22 protein-coding genes and 1 pseudogene are annotated in these 18090 nt (G+C 42.8%); 17 read left to right on the top strand and 6 right to left on the bottom strand.

The window, feature by feature from the left end; all coding sequences use genetic code 11:
- Nucleotides 1–26: 26 nt before the first annotated feature.
- Complete coding sequence (locus V7K40_RS07355) at nt 27–572, top strand: hypothetical protein (RefSeq protein ID WP_334958126.1); 546 nt, start codon at nt 27–29, stop codon at nt 570–572.
- Here V7K40_RS07355 and V7K40_RS07350 read toward each other — a convergent pair.
- Nucleotides 526–1491: pseudogene (locus V7K40_RS07350) on the bottom strand (glycosyltransferase); the annotation flags it as partial. The gene V7K40_RS07355 and the pseudogene V7K40_RS07350 overlap by 47 nt on opposite strands.
- On the opposite strand from V7K40_RS07350, the gene V7K40_RS07345 reads away from it, so the two are divergent.
- Nucleotides 1484–1624, top strand: a complete 141-nt coding sequence (locus V7K40_RS07345; RefSeq protein ID WP_334958124.1) for a hypothetical protein — start codon at nt 1484–1486, stop codon at nt 1622–1624. The pseudogene V7K40_RS07350 and the gene V7K40_RS07345 overlap by 8 nt on opposite strands.
- 220 nt (nt 1625–1844) lie before the next feature.
- Here the strand turns inward: V7K40_RS07345 and glp are convergent, their stop codons facing one another.
- From glp to V7K40_RS07325, 4 genes are all read right to left on the bottom strand, one after another.
- On the bottom strand, nt 1845–3110 hold the full coding sequence (glp, locus tag V7K40_RS07340) for a gephyrin-like molybdotransferase Glp (protein WP_334958122.1): 1266 nt from the start codon (nt 3108–3110) through the stop codon (nt 1845–1847).
- Nucleotides 3111–3279: 169 nt separating this feature from the next.
- Nucleotides 3280–3852, bottom strand: coding sequence for a cation transporter (locus V7K40_RS07335; protein WP_334958120.1), 573 nt, complete (start codon nt 3850–3852; stop codon nt 3280–3282).
- 128 nt (nt 3853–3980) lie between these two features.
- On the bottom strand, nt 3981–4346 hold the full coding sequence (locus tag V7K40_RS07330) for a metalloregulator ArsR/SmtB family transcription factor (RefSeq protein WP_334958118.1): 366 nt from the start codon (nt 4344–4346) through the stop codon (nt 3981–3983).
- Between the two features lie 188 nt (nt 4347–4534).
- A complete protein-coding gene (locus V7K40_RS07325; RefSeq protein WP_334958116.1) occupies nt 4535–5164 on the bottom strand; it encodes a PEP-CTERM sorting domain-containing protein in 630 nt (209 codons plus the stop codon).
- A 387-nt stretch (nt 5165–5551) separates the two neighbouring features.
- On the opposite strand from V7K40_RS07325, the gene V7K40_RS07320 reads away from it, so the two are divergent.
- The 6 genes from V7K40_RS07320 to V7K40_RS07295 all read left to right on the top strand — a co-directional run bounded on the left by V7K40_RS07320 (nt 5552) and on the right by V7K40_RS07295 (nt 9902).
- Nucleotides 5552–6109 (top strand): RDD family protein, encoded by a 558-nt coding sequence (locus V7K40_RS07320; RefSeq protein WP_334958114.1) that lies wholly within the window; start codon nt 5552–5554, stop codon nt 6107–6109.
- A 43-nt stretch (nt 6110–6152) separates the two neighbouring features.
- Nucleotides 6153–6347 carry a 50S ribosomal protein L33 gene (rpmG, locus tag V7K40_RS07315; RefSeq protein WP_281483334.1) on the top strand — a complete coding sequence of 65 codons (195 nt, stop codon included), beginning with the start codon at nt 6153–6155 and terminating at the stop codon, nt 6345–6347.
- 2 nt (nt 6348–6349) lie between these two features.
- Nucleotides 6350–6565: a 30S ribosomal protein S18 gene (gene rpsR / locus V7K40_RS07310; RefSeq protein WP_012411240.1), complete on the top strand. Its 216-nt coding sequence runs from the start codon at nt 6350–6352 to the stop codon at nt 6563–6565.
- A 238-nt stretch (nt 6566–6803) separates the two neighbouring features.
- The gene (locus V7K40_RS07305) at nt 6804–8849 is read left to right on the top strand and encodes a ribonuclease R family protein (protein WP_334958106.1); all 2046 of its coding nucleotides are present in this window, start codon (nt 6804–6806) and stop codon (nt 8847–8849) included.
- 463 nt (nt 8850–9312) lie between these two features.
- Nucleotides 9313–9597 (top strand): type II toxin-antitoxin system ParD family antitoxin, encoded by a 285-nt coding sequence (locus V7K40_RS07300; RefSeq protein WP_334958104.1) that lies wholly within the window; start codon nt 9313–9315, stop codon nt 9595–9597.
- Nucleotides 9597–9902 (top strand): type II toxin-antitoxin system RelE/ParE family toxin, encoded by a 306-nt coding sequence (locus V7K40_RS07295; protein ID WP_334958102.1) that lies wholly within the window; start codon nt 9597–9599, stop codon nt 9900–9902. Before V7K40_RS07300 ends, V7K40_RS07295 begins: the two co-directional genes overlap by 1 nt.
- 117 nt (nt 9903–10019) lie before the next feature.
- On the opposite strand, the gene V7K40_RS07290 is transcribed toward V7K40_RS07295, so the two are convergent.
- Entirely contained in the window at nt 10020–10553 is a 534-nt protein-coding gene (locus tag V7K40_RS07290) for a GrpB family protein (protein ID WP_334958100.1), read from the bottom strand.
- 114 nt (nt 10554–10667) lie between these two features.
- Between V7K40_RS07290 and rpmI the strand changes: the two genes are divergently transcribed.
- The 9 genes from rpmI (at nt 10668) to V7K40_RS07245 (ending at nt 18071) form a co-directional block, all read left to right on the top strand.
- Nucleotides 10668–10865: a 50S ribosomal protein L35 gene (gene rpmI, locus V7K40_RS07285; RefSeq protein ID WP_334958098.1), complete on the top strand. Its 198-nt coding sequence runs from the start codon at nt 10668–10670 to the stop codon at nt 10863–10865.
- A gap of 19 nt (nt 10866–10884) precedes the next feature.
- Nucleotides 10885–11241 (top strand): 50S ribosomal protein L20, encoded by a 357-nt coding sequence (gene rplT / locus V7K40_RS07280; RefSeq protein WP_069069781.1) that lies wholly within the window; start codon nt 10885–10887, stop codon nt 11239–11241.
- A gap of 12 nt (nt 11242–11253) precedes the next feature.
- Entirely contained in the window at nt 11254–12069 is an 816-nt protein-coding gene (locus V7K40_RS07275) for a transporter substrate-binding domain-containing protein (RefSeq protein WP_334958096.1), read from the top strand.
- A gap of 133 nt (nt 12070–12202) precedes the next feature.
- On the top strand, nt 12203–12727 hold the full coding sequence (locus V7K40_RS07270) for a tetratricopeptide repeat protein (protein WP_334958094.1): 525 nt from the start codon (nt 12203–12205) through the stop codon (nt 12725–12727).
- A 232-nt stretch (nt 12728–12959) separates the two neighbouring features.
- Complete coding sequence (locus V7K40_RS07265; RefSeq protein WP_334958092.1) at nt 12960–14942, top strand: primary-amine oxidase; 1983 nt, start codon at nt 12960–12962, stop codon at nt 14940–14942.
- A 119-nt stretch (nt 14943–15061) separates the two neighbouring features.
- Complete coding sequence (locus V7K40_RS07260; RefSeq protein WP_334958090.1) at nt 15062–15631, top strand: peptidylprolyl isomerase; 570 nt, start codon at nt 15062–15064, stop codon at nt 15629–15631.
- 362 nt (nt 15632–15993) lie between these two features.
- Nucleotides 15994–17520 carry a ferredoxin:protochlorophyllide reductase (ATP-dependent) subunit B gene (gene bchB, locus V7K40_RS07255; RefSeq protein ID WP_334958088.1) on the top strand — a complete coding sequence of 509 codons (1527 nt, stop codon included), beginning with the start codon at nt 15994–15996 and terminating at the stop codon, nt 17518–17520.
- Between the two features lie 163 nt (nt 17521–17683).
- Nucleotides 17684–17893: a hypothetical protein gene (locus V7K40_RS07250; protein WP_334958086.1), complete on the top strand. Its 210-nt coding sequence runs from the start codon at nt 17684–17686 to the stop codon at nt 17891–17893.
- On the top strand, nt 17865–18071 hold the full coding sequence (locus V7K40_RS07245; protein ID WP_334958084.1) for a hypothetical protein: 207 nt from the start codon (nt 17865–17867) through the stop codon (nt 18069–18071). The genes V7K40_RS07250 and V7K40_RS07245 overlap by 29 nt, the downstream gene beginning before the upstream one ends.
- Nucleotides 18072–18090: the final 19 nt, after the last annotated feature.

Raw genomic sequence — 18090 nt, 5'->3', positions numbered from 1 at the left:
TTAAGGGAGATGAACGGAGTTCCGAGGTGGATGAACGAGTCTTTGAGAGAGATGAACGGAGTTCCGAGGTGGATGAACGAGTCTTTGAGAGAGATGAACGGAGTTCCGAGGTGGATGAACGAGTCTTTGAGAGAGATGAACGGAGCTCCGAGGTGGATGAACGAGTCTTTGAGAGAGATGAACGGAGTTCCGAGGTGGATGAACGAGTATCAAAGGTGGATGAACGAGTATTAAAGGTGGATGAACGGAGTTCCGAGGTAGATGAACGAGTATCAAAGGTGGATGAACGGAGTTCCGAGGTGGATCAACGAGTATCAAAGGTGGATGAACGGAGTTCCGAGGTGGATCAACGAGTATCAAAGGTGGATGAACGGAGTTCCGAGGTGGATCAACGAGGCTTTGAGGGAGATGAACAAAGTTCCGAGGTGGATGAACGAGTATCAAAGGTGGATGAATCAGTCTCTAATTCCCCTTGTCCCCTTGTCTCCTCATCCCCTTGTCCCCTCATTCCCTACTCCCCATTCCCTAAGCACCATGCCCCATGTGCTTTTCCAAAATCTTTTCCGCTCTAGGTTTATAAATGAGATGAAATAAAGCTTCCATATAGCGATCTCTGGCTTCGTTATTTTCTGGAGCAACAAAGTTCCAGAAACTAAACATTTTAGCTAACAATAGTAATTGATTGCTATGTAAATGCCAATTATATCTATTATGAATTCGCTGACTCATCCGTTCTGAGACTTCGTGCCAATGTTCAGGATGAGTATCGCATTGCTCAACGAAGTCTAAAATTTTCTTTGCTGTTCCTTCTAAGTCTGTAGGATTAACATTAAATCCATTCTCTTGGTTCTCGATTATTTCTAAAGAGCCACCAAATTGAGTGGCAAAAGTTGGCAAGCCGGAAATCATCGCTTCCAAAATGCTCCGCCCGAAGGATTCAAAGAGGGCAAAGTGGACATAAATTCCCTGAGAGTCGGCAACTACCCGGTAAGCTTCGCCGAGGTCGCGGGTCGGGATACGCATCCCTATCCAGCGAATATTACCATAGAGATGATATTGCTCAATGATGTCGTGAAGTTTTTGGATTTCTTCTGCTTCTTCTGGGTTGGTAGCTTCATGCGGATGCAGTTTACCACTTAAGAGGATCAGGTTACAATGCTTTTGCAACGGCTGACTTTGACCAAAGCATTCAACTAACCCAGTGAGATTTTTGATTGAAGTGACGGAAGCAGCAGCAAAGATTGGTCGTTTATTAAGGTTCTCTAAGTGACCTAATATTTGGGGATCTTCGCGGATAAAGAGTAAGTCGTGAATTTGGGTGCCAAGGTTAACATCTCTGTCTTCTTTTTGGCTATAGGGAAAGAAAATATTCTCATTTACTCCCGGCGGCACCAAGTTGAATTTAGGACTAAACAAATCAATCCCATCAACAACATGATACAACTGTGGCATCGTGAAGCACTTGTACGACTCGTATTGACCTATGGTGTCGTTTTATGCTAAACGGCTGATTGAATACTTGGGGTTAGCATCGCAAGGTGGAATAGTCCGGGTAAGTATGGTACATTACAACACCCTTGAGGAAGTTAACAGCTTGATTGAGGCTTTTGAGCAGATATTTTAACTACAGCAGATTTAATAGGACTTACGCAAAAAACCTCTCAAACTCTCATTCCTCGGTGTACTCTGTGCCTCTGTGGTTCGTTCTTTCATAACCCGTGCGTAAGTCCTGTTTAAACTTGATGAAGTACAAAAATACCCCACCCGCACTGTCGCGCACCCTTTCCTCGCCAAGGAGAGGTGTACTTCATTTACTTGCAAAGTGCTGTATTATTTTGACCTACTTACCCGTTAACAAGCTGCAAAACTTGCACCTCTTCTTGTGGAGAAATTAATGTTTTACCCACCGGCACAACAGCCAAAGCATTGGTTTGAGCTAAATTAATTAAATTGCCAGAACTGTGACTACCAGCAGCTTTGTGAAATTCGTAAACTCCATCAATTAAATGCAATTTACCCCAAAGGTAAGTTTCACGCTTGCCATCCGATCGCAACTCATCATGCGATCGCACTTTCAAAAATACTGGTTCCCAACCTTCAGTAACTCCCGAAAGTTTCTTGATTGCTGGTAGCACAAACCGCCAAAAAGTTACTAATACAGCCCCAGGGTTTCCTGGTAAACCAAAATAGAGGGCTGAACGGGTACAGACGCGATTAATCGCCTCTGTACTGGGGAAAGTGGCGACGGTAAGGGGTTTGCCTGGCCTCATCTCCACAGCTTGAATGTGGGTTTTTGCTTCTAGTGAGTCTAGAATTTTCTCAACATAATCATAATCTCCCACCGAGACACCACCAGAAGAGAGAACTATATCAGCGATCGCAATGGCATGGGCAATGACTTTCTCAAGGGCAACTGGATCATCTTTCACAATACCTAAAATTAACGGTTCTGCCCCACTCTGTTTTACCAAAGCTGCCAGCGTATACTGATTAGAATCCACAATTTGCCCTGGTTGCAGCTGTTTATCAACTGTCATCAGTTCATCACCAGTGGAAAAAATTGCCACACGCGGACGGCGGTAAACACTTAATTGCGGACATTGTGCTGCGGCTAATACGGCAATTTCTGGAGCATTTAACTTAATTCCTGCTGGTAGTAGTTGTGTTCCAGCTTGATAAAAAGATGCTTTGTATCTGATAAATTCTTGCGGTTTTGGTGCAGCCAGGATAAATACGCGGTTTTCTTCCCGACGTGTATTCTCTTGCATGACTACAGTATCCGCACCTGCTGGGATCACCGCACCTGTGAAAATCCGCGCGGCTTGCCCTAGTTGAATCGTAGATTTGGGCTGATACCCAGCCGGAATATCTTCAACAATTTCTAAAACGGCTGGTTGTTCGCTGCTAGAGTGTTGTACATCTTGATAGCGAACTGCGTAGCCATCCATTGCGGAATTATCCCAATGGGGAAAATCTAGCGGACTGGTGACAGGTGTTGCCAAAATCCGACTATCGGCTGCCAATAAATCGACAACTTCCGTATCCCGTTGATCATCCAACGGTTGGACTAAATTTAAAATAATTGCTTGTGCATCGCTGACTGATAACATAGCGATCGCCTCCGACTTTTTACCTTAATCTGTGTAAAGTAACATTAACGACTCAATCAAGAGAGCATATCATGTTGGAAATCATTCTCATATTAATTGCTATTGGCGATCGCTCCGTTCCACTCCAGAAAAACTGTAGTTAAATGCGAATCTAACACTGATTTCTGACTTAAGCTCCTTCCAATTCTCTCCAAGACCTAGAGAGGACTGATCCTGCTGACTTTGCAAAAATAAACGTGAGCATAAGTCCCACCAACAAATCTGGCAAAGATGATCTTGTCAAAAACACCAATCCAGCCGCCACAAGTACGGATGTATTGGCGATAATGTCGTTACGAGAACAAAGCCAGACAGAAGACATATTGATGTTATCGTTCTTATGTCTTGTCAAAAGATAAAGACAGAACAAGTTTGTACAAAAGGCAATCAATCCCACTGTACTCATGATTTCCAGGTCAGGAGTTGTGTTAAAAAACACCTGATGAGTAGCCCTGGCAAATACTACTACAGCAGACAAAAACATAATAGCTCCTTTGAGCATGGCAGATTTTGCCTGTGATTTTGCTCCTTTATTGATTACGTAAAGACTGCTTGCATAAGCGATCGCATCTCCCAGCATATCAAGGGAGTCCCCCGTAAGAGAAAGGGATTTGGACTGAATGCCAGATAGGAGTTCTACAACGAACATCACAGCATTTATGCCCAGAACAATCCACAAAACCTTGCTCTGGCGCTTGGTCATTTTTTCGAGTTCAGACGATTTGTTTTGACAGCAGTGGTCAGACATTATCTACTTCCTTTGGTCACTTTCCTATTCATTCCAACATTCAAAAGAATATCATAATGATTAAATAAAAAAAATTGTACAGGCTACTGAACAATCTTTTGCAACACCAGATCCAAAATCTGCCCTACAAATTGATCTCGCAGCGAGTAATAGACGAGTTTCCCATCATTCCTATATTTGAGTACCTTAAGATCACGTAGTTTTCGCAAATGGTGTGATGCCACAGATACCTGCACACCAAGAACCTCCGCAAGATCACAGACACACAATTCCTGGCTATCTTTTAAGGCATGGAGTATCTTCAGCCGAGATTTGTCAGCAAGAGCCGTAAAGAGCGTTTTAGCTTCTTCAAGGGTTTCATCTATCGGCATTGCATCGCGGACGTGAACTACCAACTCGTCATTGAAACAGCGCACTTGACAAATGTCATCTGGTTTCAGTTTCGGCACAAGAACTTCCTACAAATCATTTAAAAGCCAGTCTAGCAGTGATTTAAGGTAGTTACTGTGTTAGATTAAAACGCAGCAAGTACCCAAGTCATCACCTTAATATTTACTTTTATCCCTGTAAAGTAACATTGATCAATTTTAGAGTTTGAGCAGAGTCAAAACTTTGATTACGAATTACAAATTACAAATTAGTAATTATTTGTTGATCCAAATACATTTCTACTTCTGTCTCGTTCAAAAGAACTAGCTTTTTTCTGCTTGAGGGTAAATCCTAAACTACACACTGCTAGTAAACCTATAATTATGCTTCCTTCGGGGACTTTGGATACCTGGACTGAATTGTTACTTAAATCTAGTATTTGCTCTGTGCCTGCTGCATCTCTCTTGTTCAAATGAAATTCTTTAGCTAGAACCTGATTACTAAAGTTTTCATCTATGAGTGCGAGATTATTATTAAGCCATGTGTCACCAGAACTGCTATTATCCTTACCAACATCAAAGGGACCAAAGATTTGCTGAGTAGTGTTATCAAAGTTGAATCTCAAATACTTATAGTTAGATACACCATTAAGCACTGGAGTGAAACTATTTATGAAAGTATTCAATGGATCAAAGAAGGAAATTGAGAGAGACTGCAAGTTCTTTGTAGCCCCTAAATCTGCTTCAGAAATGACGCTTGGAGCAGTTGTTGTATCATAGTTAAATGAACCTTTAGCTGAATAACCGGTGTCTCCTTTCCAGTTAAAGTTGAACTCAGCAGCATGAGCTAGGTCGTTAGTGGTTATGGCGATCGCTAACATTAAACTAGTAGTCGTCACTATCCTAAAAGCTGTTTTAGTAAACATATGTTTCATGGATACAACTTCCAAATTAATTAAAATTAAGTTTCTACAACAATACAATATTTCCCAAAAACAGAATTAAAGCTTAAGTCATTCTGGGATTAGCAGTACGCCCCTACTGTATCTTGCATCCATGACGCGTAGCGGCTATTCTACGAGAACACCAAAGGCGAATCGGCAGGGGATGAGAACCGCTATAGCTGCTTAATCCTATTCTTGACTCGTGCAGTTGGCAGTTTCATAAATTTATGTTGGCTGGTTTTTGTTCGTTTACAGCGCAGCAAGTAGCCAAGTCATCATCTTAATATAAAAAACAGGAGCAATCATTATTCCCCAACCCCTAAATAAAAATACCTATTTTGTATGACAATCGAACGAGTTTCCCAAAAACACTATCCCAAGGCTGATATTGGGCGACGAGGTATGGCATTGGGGCTTGATTTCCTTGGTGTCTGGTTAGTCAGTTCGCTACTGGGAGGCAGCGATATCGGTATTCAATTTGTTGAAATCTTAGTTTTCGTAATACTTTGGCTAGTTTTGCGGGTGCTACTGGTATACAACAATCAAGGGCAAAGTTTAGGGCGTTGGGCGTTCGATTTAAAGGTGTTGTCAGTCAAAAATGGGCAAGTGATGGGCAGAATTCCAGATTTGCTCTCACTGCTAAAGCGAGAGGCAATCATCGGCTTGGGTGCCCTTTTAGTGTCAATTGCCCTGAGCAATATTAGAGCCAATCCCACTGCTATACTGCTAGTACTTCCCTTAGCAATTGATTGTGGGACTGCCTTCTATGATGCCCAAATGCGGCAGGCTTTACACGATCGCTATTGCGGAACTTTCATAGTTTCGTCGCGTCGTGGCTACTCGCTCGATATAAAAGTCAAAAGATTAGTTGAAAATATGCGGCGGAATGTGAGAAGATAGTCATTTGTGTTAATTCTCTTCAGGCTTCACTGTTTGTAAAATTATGGCTAAGAGTAAAGGTGTCCGCATAATTGTGACACTAGAGTGTACTGAGTGTCGGACAAATTTAGATAAGCGTTCTGCTGGTGTTTCCCGTTATACCAGCACCAAGAATCGCCGCAACACTACAAATCGGCTAGAACTGAAAAAGTTCTGCACCCACTGCAACAAACATACCGTTCACAAGGAAATTAAATAGAGATGAGTTATTTCCGTCGTCGTCTTTCTCCGATCAAGCCAGGAGAACCAATCGATTATAAAGATGTTGATTTATTGCGTAAGTTTGTCACAGAGCGGGGTAAAATACTGCCACGTCGGATTACTGGGCTGACGTCTCAGCAACAGCGAGAGTTGACATTAGCAATTAAACGTTCGCGGATTGTGGCTTTGTTGCCATTTATCAACGCGGAAGGCTAGAGCAATTTTGGATTTTGGATTTTAGATTTTGGATTATAAAGAGGAGCTGTATTTAAATAAACATTTGGCTTTATCTTTACTAAGACCAAAATCTCAAATCTGAAAAAGAGAGTGTAAAATGAATTGCTGGATCAAAAATGGTTCGATTTAGGATTTAATATCAGTTATGAAATCCAAGTTGCGCTTCCAGCGCACCAAAGGTGCGACTAAAATCTAAAATTATTAGAGTGCGAGAGTTGTGGAGAAGGGGACGCTAGTTGAATTTAGGGTTCAAGGCGATCGCCGTCTGGGCATCGTAGAACGTCCAGACGGAAAAACCCGCTGGTTTGTGGTAGACGAACGTGGTCAATCCCACAGCCTCGCGCCTAAACAAATAACCTATACAGTTACTAAACAGACTTACAAGCCCTCTGAGATTGCCAGCTTTTTGGAACAGATCAAGCCTTATTTAGATCCATCTAGCTTAGAAGTGGCTTGGGAATTACTGGTTGAAGATGGGGAAACAGTCACCCCAGACCAAATGGCGAATCTGCTATTTTCAGAATCAGCCGCGCCTCATTGTTACGCCGCCTATTGCTTGTTATCAGACGACAAACTTTATTTCAAGCAAAAAGGAGATGCTTACGAACCGCGAACTGCTGCTCAGGTGGCAGAACGGAAGCACCAGCTGGAAGTAGAGGCACTAAAAGCTAAGGGACAACAGGAATTTTTAACTCGTATAGAGCAGGCGCTCAAAGGTGAAGTGGTAGAGTGGGGCCGCCACGATCGCCAACGCATAGAAGGACTAGAAAAATACGCAGCGCTGATAGCTGACACCGTGCGGACGGGGGTTAATTATGACTCCTTGGCTCGCGCTTATCCCCCCAGCGCTCCAGTCTTAGAAACTATGACTATGCTGGGACGACCCACAACACCCCAAGGAGCCTTTCAACTGTTGGTGGATTTGGGTTGCTGGAGTCCTTATGAAAACTTGTTCCTGCGTCGTTCTTCAATTCCGATTCAATTTCCTCATAAGGTATTAGAAGTGGCGCAACAGCGTTTGGATTTCCCGCCGATTGACTCAGATACAAACCGTTTGGATCTGACTCACCTGAAGGTCTACACCATTGATGATGAAACTACCACAGAGATCGACGATGGTCTAAGTTGGGAAGTACTCGCTGATGGACGGGAACGCCTGTGGGTGCATATCGCCGATCCCACTAGATGGTTAGTGCCGGAAGATGAATTAGATTTGGAAGCCAGAAAGCGGGGTAGTACAGTCTATTTACCTACGGGGATGATTCCCATGTTCCCAGAGGTATTGGCAACTGGGCCAATGAGTCTGATACAAGGACGGGTTTGTTGCGCTCTCAGTTTCGGGATTCTTTTAGGTACAACTGGAGTAGTAGAAGATTACAGCATTCATACCAGTTCGATTAAGCCGACTTATCGCCTCACCTACGAAGATGTAGATGAAATGCTGCAATTAAGGGTACAAGCAGAACCGGAAATTGCCGCGATCGCTACTTGGGCACAGCGGCGCAAAGCTTGGCGTTACGCTCAAGGGGCAATTAGCATCACTATGCCGGAAGCGACGATCAAAGTCAAAGGTGACGAGATCAACATTGACATTTTGGACGATTCCCCGTCGCGGCAACTGGTAGCAGAAATGATGATTCTTGCCGGTGAAGTTGCGGCTCGTTATGGTAAAGCTCATAACATACCTTTGCCCTTTCGCGGTCAGCCGCAACCGGAATTACCTCCAGATGAGGAATTGCTCCTACTTCCGGCTGGATTCGTTCGCGCCTGCGCTATGCGTCGTTGTATGCCCAAGAGTGAAATGAGCATCACGCCTTTGCGTCATGCTGGTTTAGGTTTGGATACCTACACCCAAGCAACCTCTCCCATCCGCCGCTACAGTGACTTGCTCACCCACTTTCAATTGAAAGCTCATTTGCGCGGTGAAGTTTTGCCATTTTCCGCAGAACAACTAAAAGAAGTAATGATGACTGTCAGCACGATCACCCAAGAAGTGACAATGGTGGAACGGCAAACTAATAGATATTATGCTTTAGAGTATTTACGCCGTCATCCAGAGGAAACTTGGGATGTGACAGTATTGATGTGGCTGCGGGAAGACAGCAACTTGGCCCTAATTTTGTTAGAAGATTTGGGCTTGCAGTTGCCAATGACTTTCAAACGTTCTGTGAACTTGGGCGAACAGATATTAGTGAAAGTTAGCCACGCCGATCCGCAAAAAGATATGATCCAGTTTCAAGAAATAATTTATCAAGAAGCCTAAACAGCAGCGAATTAACTAATTTGTCATTTGTAATACTCGCCAGAGGCCAGTATTATTAATTACGAATTATTTTAATCTTGCTCTAATTAAAGCTAGCGCAGATGCTTGCAATGTCTACCAGCAGTGGGCATAGTATCTACCAGACAAGTAACATTTAAGAACTATTCCAAATTGTGAATGCCTATCGCCGTTGCACTAACAGCCACTACAACCACTATCCACACAGTCCAAGGATTTCTGTCGCGCATAGGTTTACACTAAATACACAGTAACCACAATAATTAAACCAGCTGAGAATATCATTTAAAGTAATTGTTTCATTATTTATTCAAACGTTTTGCCAAAAAAGTAGAATAAATAATCGTAAATGATTATCATTATTGGTAAGTGTATATTTTATTTTTTGGAAGTCCCTTAACCCCTGTCGGTTAAGATATAGGGTAAATGGAATGAGGTAATAGTTGTGAATATATCTTTGACCCCAGAACTGGAACAGTTGGTTAAGGATAAGGTTAATAGTGGGAAATACCACTCAGTGAGTGAAGTGATGGGTGAAGCATTGAGATTGTTAGAAGAACGCGATCACATTCGAGATCAGCGTTTAGCAGAATTGAAAGCTAAAATCCAAGAAGGTATTGAAGCCTCAGAGCGTGGTGAAGTAGTTGATGGTGAAGAGGTATTTGCAGAAATTGAAGAAGATATCCGACATGCTGAAGCCCAAATGCAACAAGCACAGGCCGCTAAATAATGAGTCGGTATGTTTTAACAATTCCAGCCAAGCAAGACCTCAAAGAGATTAATCACTATATTATCCGCTATAATCCGGGTACGGCTCGAACATTCAACGAAAAAATTAAACAGCAGTGTAAACTGTTGGCTGATTTTCCTAATATGGGACAAAGTTGCGATAATTTTGCCAGTGGTTTAAGAAGTTTTCCAATCGAAGATTACTTGATATTTTATCGTCCCATTGATGACGGTGTGGAAGTTGTACGTGTTGTCAGTGGTTATCGGGATTTAGAGACAGTTTTCTTAAGTGAGGATATTCCTTAAAATTATATTTGATGTAAGCGATCGCTTTCTCTAACAAATATATTAATAAGTCATAACAAAGTAATTATTTTTGACTAAACTGTTTGCCAGAATTCTATCCGTAGTGATTCAATCCACTCACTGTTTTTTCCCCATCTCCTCACACCGTGCTTTTGCCATCACAGCCTGGATATAGTCATTTTTACCATTGGTATAAGCCTCGCGATCGCTCCGAAAACTTGCCGCCAAATCGCGTTTTAAAGCTTCGTAACGTTTCGCCTCTTCAGGATGCTTTCTCAGATAGTCGCAAAATAGCTTGCGTTCCCAAAATTCGCTGTTAACCTCGACTATATGAACATGATGAGTCCGTTGCTTTCCGTATGGTGGCATTCCTTTCACAAAAAACATCCGTCCAGGACGCGGGTCTTCACGCCAATAAACGTATCCCAATGATTCTAATATCGCAACAGCAGATTTCGCATTTACTAAGGAATGGACTCCTACCATAATGTCAATAACTGGTTTTGCTGCCATTCCTGGTACTGCCGTACTACCAATATGTTCAATTTCCGCAACTAAGTTATTGCCTAGTGCCTGCCAAATACGCTCGGCTTCTTGTGCAAACAAGGTCTGCCAACATGGGTCATATTCGACTATATTTACTTCATCCATCGGTGAAATTAATTTTATCTACAACGGTCGTGGCAGTTAAATCGTTTACTTAATTTCCATTCAAGCAATTTTATTAGTATATAATTATGGATCGTGTCGAATTAAAGCTAGACCATGCCTAAACTAAAGACTCGTAAAGCAGCAGCGAAACGATTCCGTGCCACCGGCACCGGCAAAATCGTCCGTCGTAAAGCTTTCAAAAACCACCTTTTAGAGCACAAAACTTCCAACAAAAAGCGTAGCTTGTCCAAGAGTACACTTGTACATGAACGCGATGAACTCAACGTGCGCTTGATGCTCCCATATTTGTAAGTCCTTCAGGAAATAAGTTATGACACGGGTAAAACGCGGTAATGTAGCTCGGAAACGCCGCAATAAAATTCTCAAACTAGCTAAAGGTTTTCGCGGTTCCCACTCAACTCTGTTTAGAACTGCCAACCAACAAGTGATGAAGGCCCTACGGAGTGCCTACCGCGATCGCAAAAAGAAAAAGCGCGATTTTCGTCGCCTCTGGATCACCCGCATTAACGCTGCTTCAAGGCAACACGGCTTGAGTTACAGCCAGTTGATCGGTAACTTGAAAAAAGCTGATATCCAACTAAATCGCAAGATGTTGGCGCAATTGGCAGTCCTCGATCCAGCTAGCTTCGGCAAAGTCGCTGAACTAGCAAATCAAGCTAAAGGATAAAGGTGGCAACGGATGTACAACGGATGTAACAGATGGCAAGTAATTACTCGGTTACATCTGGTATTATCCGCCACTATTTTTTGGATATCTTGCTTTTCCATACTGGGGACAGGATTAACTGCATCTGCCGCTGAAATGCCAGAAATTCAGCAGCGGGGCTATTTAACTATTGCAGTTAAAGATAACTTGCGTCCCTTGGGATTTAAAGATACCAGTGGCAATTTGCAAGGCTTAGAAATTGACTTGGCACAGCGCTTGGCAACTGATTTGGTTGGGAAAGCAAAGGCTGTCAAATTGAAACCTGTAGCGAATCGCGATCGCCTGTCTGTAGTCTTAGACAAGAAAGTTGATTTTGCGATCGCTAGGGTAACAGCAACTGAATCTCGTAGCCGCGTAGTTAGTTTCAGTGTTCCCTACTATTTGGATGGCACTGTATTAGTTACAAAAGATGCCTCTGTTCAGCAATTGAGTGATTTGGCAAAACAAAAAATTGCCGTACTGAATGACTCCAGCACCATTGCTAAAGTGCGGTACTATGTGCCAAATGCCGAGTTAGTAGGAGTGGATTCCTATGACGAAGCGCGAGAGAAAATAGAAAGTAATGCCGCCATAGCTTTTGCCGCAGATGCTAGCGTTCTGAGCGGTTGGGTGCAACAATATCCCCAATATCGGCTACTACCAACTAAACTATCAACTGAACCCTTGTCTGTAGTCATGCCAAAGGGATTGCAGTACGATGAGTTAAGACGAAATGTGAATCAAGCGATCGCTCGTTACTTAGCAGAAGGTTGGCTCCAGCAACGCTCTCAATATTGGGGTTTACCTTAAGAGACGTGATTAATCGCGTCTGTACAGAAGTTAAGAGTAGAGACGCGATTAACCGCGTCTGCCTTATCTCCCTCATGCCCAATAGGCTGATAATAGATTACAGAAGCAACTTTTAATATTTGTATTTGCAGCAATGGATAACAGTCTAGCCGTTGTTTATCTCTCAATTTTGGTGGTTCTACTCACAATTGCGGCCGTGGGTGTTTTTCGCCAGATTTTCAAAACTCGCAAGATTGAAGGCTCCTTTGGAAAATTGCGAAAGAAGTTAGAGAAAGAAAAGGGTACGACTCAAGAATATTATGAGTTAGCCAGTATTTATTCAGAGAAAAAAATGTATTCTCAAGCGATCACCCTCTTTCAAAAAGCTCTTAAAGCTGCCCCAGAAGAGGGAGAAGAAAATATTGCCCCCATTTACAACGGGCTGGGTTATGTTTATTTTATCCAAGAGCAATATGACCTAGCAATTCGTCAGTATAAAGAAGCCCTCAAATCTAAACCAGACTACGTAACAGGGTTGAATAATCTTGGTCACGCTTACGAGAAGAAAAAGTTAACTACTCAGGCGTTACAAACTTACGAAGAAGCACTAAAATTTGCTCCAAATAACTCTATTGCTAAACGCCGTGCTGAATCTTTACGCCGTTTGGTTTCTGCGTAAATTAAGACCTAACAAGAACAGCCCCTTCCTTACTAGCGTTGGGGAGTAAGATTCAAAGGAGAGAGAGGAATTGAAGTGAAGTCAGTGTGTATTGTATACAAACGAAAAGCGCTATAGTCTTCAGTCCCCCCAACTATTAGCAAATTAATTTAGCTTTAGCTTCTTAATTTATCGGGTTTCAGGCTTCGGCTTAGAAATAGATAACTATACGTCTTTTGTAAGAATGTAAAAGATGATTAAGCGGCTAAGGCGTTTTTTGTGGCTAGCTATTGCCATCATTTTCGTCATTTCTCTCTCACTTGGATTAATGGGGAAATTAATGGCTCAACAGCCTTCGATTTCCCATCCTCTCACTTCGCTAACAGAGGCAGAAATTACTATAGCTGTTTCGGTCATCAAAAGAGAAAAAACTTTGAGCGAAATGGCAGCTTTTCCCCTTATTGCTTTACAAGAACCAAATAAACAAGAAGTTCTGAATTTTACACCTGGTAAAGCTTTTGGGCGAAAAGCTTTTTTGGTAATCTATGAGCGATCGCAAAACAAAACCTTTGAGGGAATTGTTGATCTGACAAGCAAAACCTTAAATTCTTGGAAAGAAATACCGTCTGTCCAACCTGCGATCGTCAATTCAGAATATGAACTGGCAATTCAGGTAGTCAAAGCCGATCCCCGATGGCAAAAAGCGATGCGAAGGCGGGGAATTACTGATTTCAATCGAGTCAAAATTAGTTCGTGGGCCCCAGGCATCCTGAGTCAACAGGAAGAAGCAACAGGTAATCGTTTTAGTCGGAGCTTATCTTACTACCAGGGTAAAGGCTGGAACTATTACGGTAGTCCGATTGAAGGAGTCGTAGCAACTGTCAATTTGACCACGGGTAAAATCGCCAGTTTTGTTGACAGAGGAAATGTCCCTTTCTCTCAAGAAAACTGGAACTACGATGTAAAGTCCTTGGGCAAATTACTTTCACCACTTAAAGCATTAAAGATTCTGCAACCAAATGGTGCAAGTTTCCAGATCAAAGACAATGAAATTAGCTGGCAAGGTTGGAAGTTTCGCTATCTAATGCATCCTCGGAATGGATTAATGCTGTACCAAGTGACGCACAAAGACGGGGAAAATATCCGACCAGTTTTATACCGCGCTAGTCTATCGGAGATGGTAGTACCTTATGGCGACCCTGAGCCTACTTGGTCATTTAGGAATGCCTTTGATGTTGGAGAATACAACCTTGGTTTGCTAGCAAATACGATGGAGTTAAGTAAGGAAATTCCCGAAAACGGCCTGTTGCTAAATGCTGTATTTGCTAATGAGCAGGGAGAACCTTATGTAATGCCAGGGGTTATCGGTATCTACGAGCGCGATAACGGAATGCTTTGGAAACACTATGAGTATAATACTCAGCGCAATGATGTCCGTCGCAGTCGAGAATTAGTGATGACAATGACTGCGGCGATTGACAACTATGATTACAGTATCAATTGGATCTTTCACCAGGATGGGACTTTGGAAGTCCAAAATGAATTAACGGGTATCGTACTGGGGCAGGGAACGGCTTCTGAAAAGCAATCTGAAGGTAATTCCTATGGTCGGCTAATCGCTAAGAATATCTTCGGAGTAAATCACCAACACTTTTTCAACTACCGCCTGGATTTCGATGTAGATGGTCAAGCTAATTCTGTGATGGAAATGAATGTGAAAGCTTTGCCGATGGATGAGAAAAATCCTTTAGGAAATGCGATCGCACTTGTAGAAACCCCATTAACAAATGAAACGGCTGCTGTGCGCGATTTGGATATGAAAAGCAGTCGGGAATGGATGATTGTTAGTGCAGATAAGAAAAATCCGCTAGGGGTTGCACCTGGATATATGCTAATGCCTGGTGGAAACTCCATGTTTTTCCCAGTAGAAGGCTCAAAAATCCGTCAACGGGCAGAATTTGCGACTCACCACGTCTGGGTAACAAAATATAAACCTGCTGAACTCTATGCTGGGGGCGATTATCCCAACCAGACTCAACCAGGACAGGGTTTACCAAAATATATTGCTGACGATGAGTCTTTGATGGGTGAAGATATCGTACTGTGGTACACAATGGGCGTAACTCATATTCCGCGATCGGAAGATTGGCCTGTGATGCCTGTTCACGGAGTTGGATTTAAGCTAGTCCCTAGAGGATTCTTTAGCCGGAATCCAGCGATAAATTTGCCTGAGTAAAATATTCGTTTGCTCCAGTTTCTCTGATTCAGGTTTTTTGTCATGTCTAAAGGCGGTAACTTGAATGCTGATAAACTTGTATAAGTCAAATACTGGCACTTGTTAAAGTAGGATATCTAATGAACTTTCCAGAAATTAATATTCCCGGTAATGGCAAGCTGCACGCTCGTTTAATTACTTCCTTGGGTGAAATTGTAGTTCGTTTGGAAGAAGAGCGAACCCCCAACACTGTCAAAAATTTTGTTGGTCTAGCAACTGGAACAATCGACTGGAAAGACCCTAAAACTGGTGAATCTGGTAAGGGAACTCCAGCTTATAATGGGGTTCGCTTTCACCGGGTCATCCCTGATTTTATGATTCAGTGTGGCGATCCCCTAAGTCGTTATTTGGATACGGCCAACCGTTGGGGTACTGGTGGCCCGGGATATCAATTCGAGGATGAGTTTCATCCGGAATTGAGACACACTGGTGCTGGCATCCTGTCGATGGCTAATGCTGGACGCGGTACAAATGGTTCGCAATGGTTCATTACAGAAGCACCAACGCCTCACCTTGACAACAAACACAGTGTTTTTGGTGAAGTTGTCCAAGGTCTAGATATAGTCAGCAAGATCGCCAATGTGCCTACGACTAGAGATCGTCCGAATCAAGAAGTGGTGTTACAAAAAGTAGAAATTTTTCGGCAGTAATTAACGCCTCTCTAAGTTAATTTATACTCCCTCGAATGAACAAACTACGCTAATATTATTCCCCTCTTTTTTAAGGGGGGTTAGCATCCTGCCCCAAATTAAAAATAAATTTGCCGAAAAATTAAGATTTATTTAACTAAAACAACAGCCATGTTGTTAAAATCATCAGCTAGATCCCAATCAGTAAGCAGGTTTGAGGGATGCCTACGCCTATGTACTCCAGATAAAACCCTTACAACTCTTCACTTATTCAGGGATACAAGTTTTGAGACAATCAGAAACGATTTAATAAATAATCAAGCACTTATAGTCCACTCTTATCGGACTCCGTGTTATTTCTGTTGAAAAGGGAGAACACAAACATGAAATTGGCTTACTGGATGTATGCAGGCCCAGCCCACATCGGCACTCTGCGAATCGCTAGTTCTTTTAAAAATGTTCATGCGATCATGCACGCCCCACTTGGTGATGACTACTTTAACGTCATGCGCTCCATGCTATCGCGGGAGAGGGATTTCACTCCGGTGACAACTAGTGTCGTTGACCGCAACGTTTTGGCACGTGGTTCCCAAGAGAAGGTGGTAGATAACATCACCCGCAAGGATGCCGAGGAACACCCAGATTTGATTGTGTTAACTCCCACCTGCACCTCCAGCATTTTGCAAGAAGACCTGCACAACTTTGTCGAACGGGCGCAGTTGGAAGCCAAAGGAGACGTAATGCTGGCGGATGTGAACCACTACCGCTACAACGAACTGCAAGCAGCCGATCGCACTCTCGATCAAATCGTCCAATACTACATTGAAAAAGCCCGGAAGCGGGGCGAATTGGCAGAGGGCAAAACTGCAAAGCCCTCGGTTAACATTATCGGTACTACTACCCTTGGTTTCCATAACAATCACGACTGCACCGAACTGAAACGGTTGATGGCTGACTTGGGAATTGAGGTAAATACCTTAATTCCCGAAGGTGCTTCGGTGAACGATTTGAAGAAAATGTCCAAAGCCTGGTTTAACCTGGTGCCTTACCGTGAACTCGGTTTAACCACAGCTCGTTACCTGGAAGAACAATTTGGCACACCTTATATAGACATTACTCCAATGGGTGTAGTGGAAACTGCCCGTTGTATTCGCAAGATTCAGCAGGTAATCAACGCTCAAGGTGCAGAAGTTGACTACGAAGACTTCATCAATGAGCAAACCTTGTATGTATCTCAGGCTGCTTGGTTCTCCCGTTCTATTGACTGTCAAAACTTGACTGGCAAAAAAGCTGTGGTCTTTGGTGACAACACCCACGCCGCCGCCATTACAAAGATTCTGGCGCGAGAAATGGGGATTCATGTTGTTTGGGCTGGAACCTACTGCAAATATGATGCAGACTGGTTCCGGGAACAGGTTAGCGAGTATTGCGATGAAGTGCTAATCTCCGAAGATCATGGTGCAATTGGAGATGCGATCGCTCGTGTCGAACCCTCTGCCATTTTCGGCACCCAAATGGAACGCCACGTTGGTAAGCGCTTGGATATTCCCTGCGGCGTAATTGCTGCACCAATTCACGTCCAAAACTTCCCCATTGGTTACAAACCATTTATGGGTTACGAAGGCACGAATCAGATTACAGATTTAATCTACAATTCCTTCACTTTGGGAATGGAAGATCACCTGTTAGAAATCTTCGGTGGTCATGATACCAAAGAAGTAATTACTAGGGGAATTTCTGCTGAATCTGATTTGAATTGGACAAAAGATGGTCAAGCAGAATTGAATAAGATTCCTGGATTTGTGCGCGGGAAAGTGAAGCGTAATACTGAAAAGTTTGCTCGTGAGCGTGGTTTCAAAGAAATCAACGCTGAGGTATTGTACGCCGCGAAGGAAGCTGTCGGGGCTTAGATTAGCGATTAATCGAGAAGATCGAGGGGTGAGGAGTTATGTATACTCTTTACCCCATTTTTTTGCTTTAGTGATAAAAATTAAATTACGAGATATCATAGATTTAATATTAATTTTTTTTATATATTTCTTTCAATAACTATTTAAAATAACTAAATTAAATATGAACCATGACAAAGCGGCATTGTTTGCGGCACTGTGTCAGGCTGGTATTAAGCACAGTCCAGAAAAGGTTGTGCAGATTGCCAAGCAAGCTGATGGCAAAATCGTATTTTTAGAAGAGGGCAAAGCTTGTAGAAGAGGAAGGGGACTAGCACACATCTTAGAGAGACATCAAGAGGACTTTGCCAGACGTGGAATCTCCAGAAAATGAAATCCCGGATGCTGTTATGGCTGCTGTGACAAGAGGAAAGTTTCTGGATTATCAACGAACAATAGAACCTCGCCGTGCAATCTATGAAGTAATTTTTAATGGACAAACACAATACATAGCAGTGACAGTAAGCGATAATGGTTATATAGTCGGAGCTAATCCCGCCTCGTTACCATAATTCCACCTAAATAGCTATG

The organism is Nostoc sp. (genome assembly GCF_036917195.1).
GTDB lineage: Bacteria > Cyanobacteriota > Cyanobacteriia > Cyanobacteriales > Nostocaceae > Nostoc.
Note: the sequence above shows the minus strand (reverse complement) of the source record. Positions and strands in the feature narration are given on the sequence as shown.

What these genes read in the sequence shown, in the direction of transcription:
- V7K40_RS07345 (WP_334958124.1), top strand. Translation starts at nt 1,484, where the DNA reads ATGGTGTCGTTTTATGCTAAACGGCTGATTGAATACTTGGGGTTAGCA.
- glp (WP_334958122.1), bottom strand. Translation starts at nt 3,110, where the DNA reads ATGTTATCAGTCAGCGATGCACAAGCAATTATTTTAAATTTAGTCCAA.
- V7K40_RS07335 (WP_334958120.1), bottom strand. Translation starts at nt 3,852, where the DNA reads ATGACCAAGCGCCAGAGCAAGGTTTTGTGGATTGTTCTGGGCATAAAT.
- V7K40_RS07320 (WP_334958114.1), top strand. Translation starts at nt 5,552, where the DNA reads ATGACAATCGAACGAGTTTCCCAAAAACACTATCCCAAGGCTGATATT.
- rpmG (WP_281483334.1), top strand. Translation starts at nt 6,153, where the DNA reads ATGGCTAAGAGTAAAGGTGTCCGCATAATTGTGACACTAGAGTGTACT.
- rpsR (WP_012411240.1), top strand. Translation starts at nt 6,350, where the DNA reads ATGAGTTATTTCCGTCGTCGTCTTTCTCCGATCAAGCCAGGAGAACCA.
- V7K40_RS07295 (WP_334958102.1), top strand. Translation starts at nt 9,597, where the DNA reads ATGAGTCGGTATGTTTTAACAATTCCAGCCAAGCAAGACCTCAAAGAG.
- V7K40_RS07290 (WP_334958100.1), bottom strand. Translation starts at nt 10,553, where the DNA reads ATGGATGAAGTAAATATAGTCGAATATGACCCATGTTGGCAGACCTTG.
- rpmI (WP_334958098.1), top strand. Translation starts at nt 10,668, where the DNA reads ATGCCTAAACTAAAGACTCGTAAAGCAGCAGCGAAACGATTCCGTGCC.
- rplT (WP_069069781.1), top strand. Translation starts at nt 10,885, where the DNA reads ATGACACGGGTAAAACGCGGTAATGTAGCTCGGAAACGCCGCAATAAA.
- V7K40_RS07275 (WP_334958096.1), top strand. Translation starts at nt 11,254, where the DNA reads ATGTACAACGGATGTAACAGATGGCAAGTAATTACTCGGTTACATCTG.
- V7K40_RS07270 (WP_334958094.1), top strand. Translation starts at nt 12,203, where the DNA reads ATGGATAACAGTCTAGCCGTTGTTTATCTCTCAATTTTGGTGGTTCTA.
- V7K40_RS07265 (WP_334958092.1), top strand. Translation starts at nt 12,960, where the DNA reads ATGATTAAGCGGCTAAGGCGTTTTTTGTGGCTAGCTATTGCCATCATT.
- V7K40_RS07260 (WP_334958090.1), top strand. Translation starts at nt 15,062, where the DNA reads ATGAACTTTCCAGAAATTAATATTCCCGGTAATGGCAAGCTGCACGCT.
- bchB (WP_334958088.1), top strand. Translation starts at nt 15,994, where the DNA reads ATGAAATTGGCTTACTGGATGTATGCAGGCCCAGCCCACATCGGCACT.
- V7K40_RS07250 (WP_334958086.1), top strand. Translation starts at nt 17,684, where the DNA reads ATGAACCATGACAAAGCGGCATTGTTTGCGGCACTGTGTCAGGCTGGT.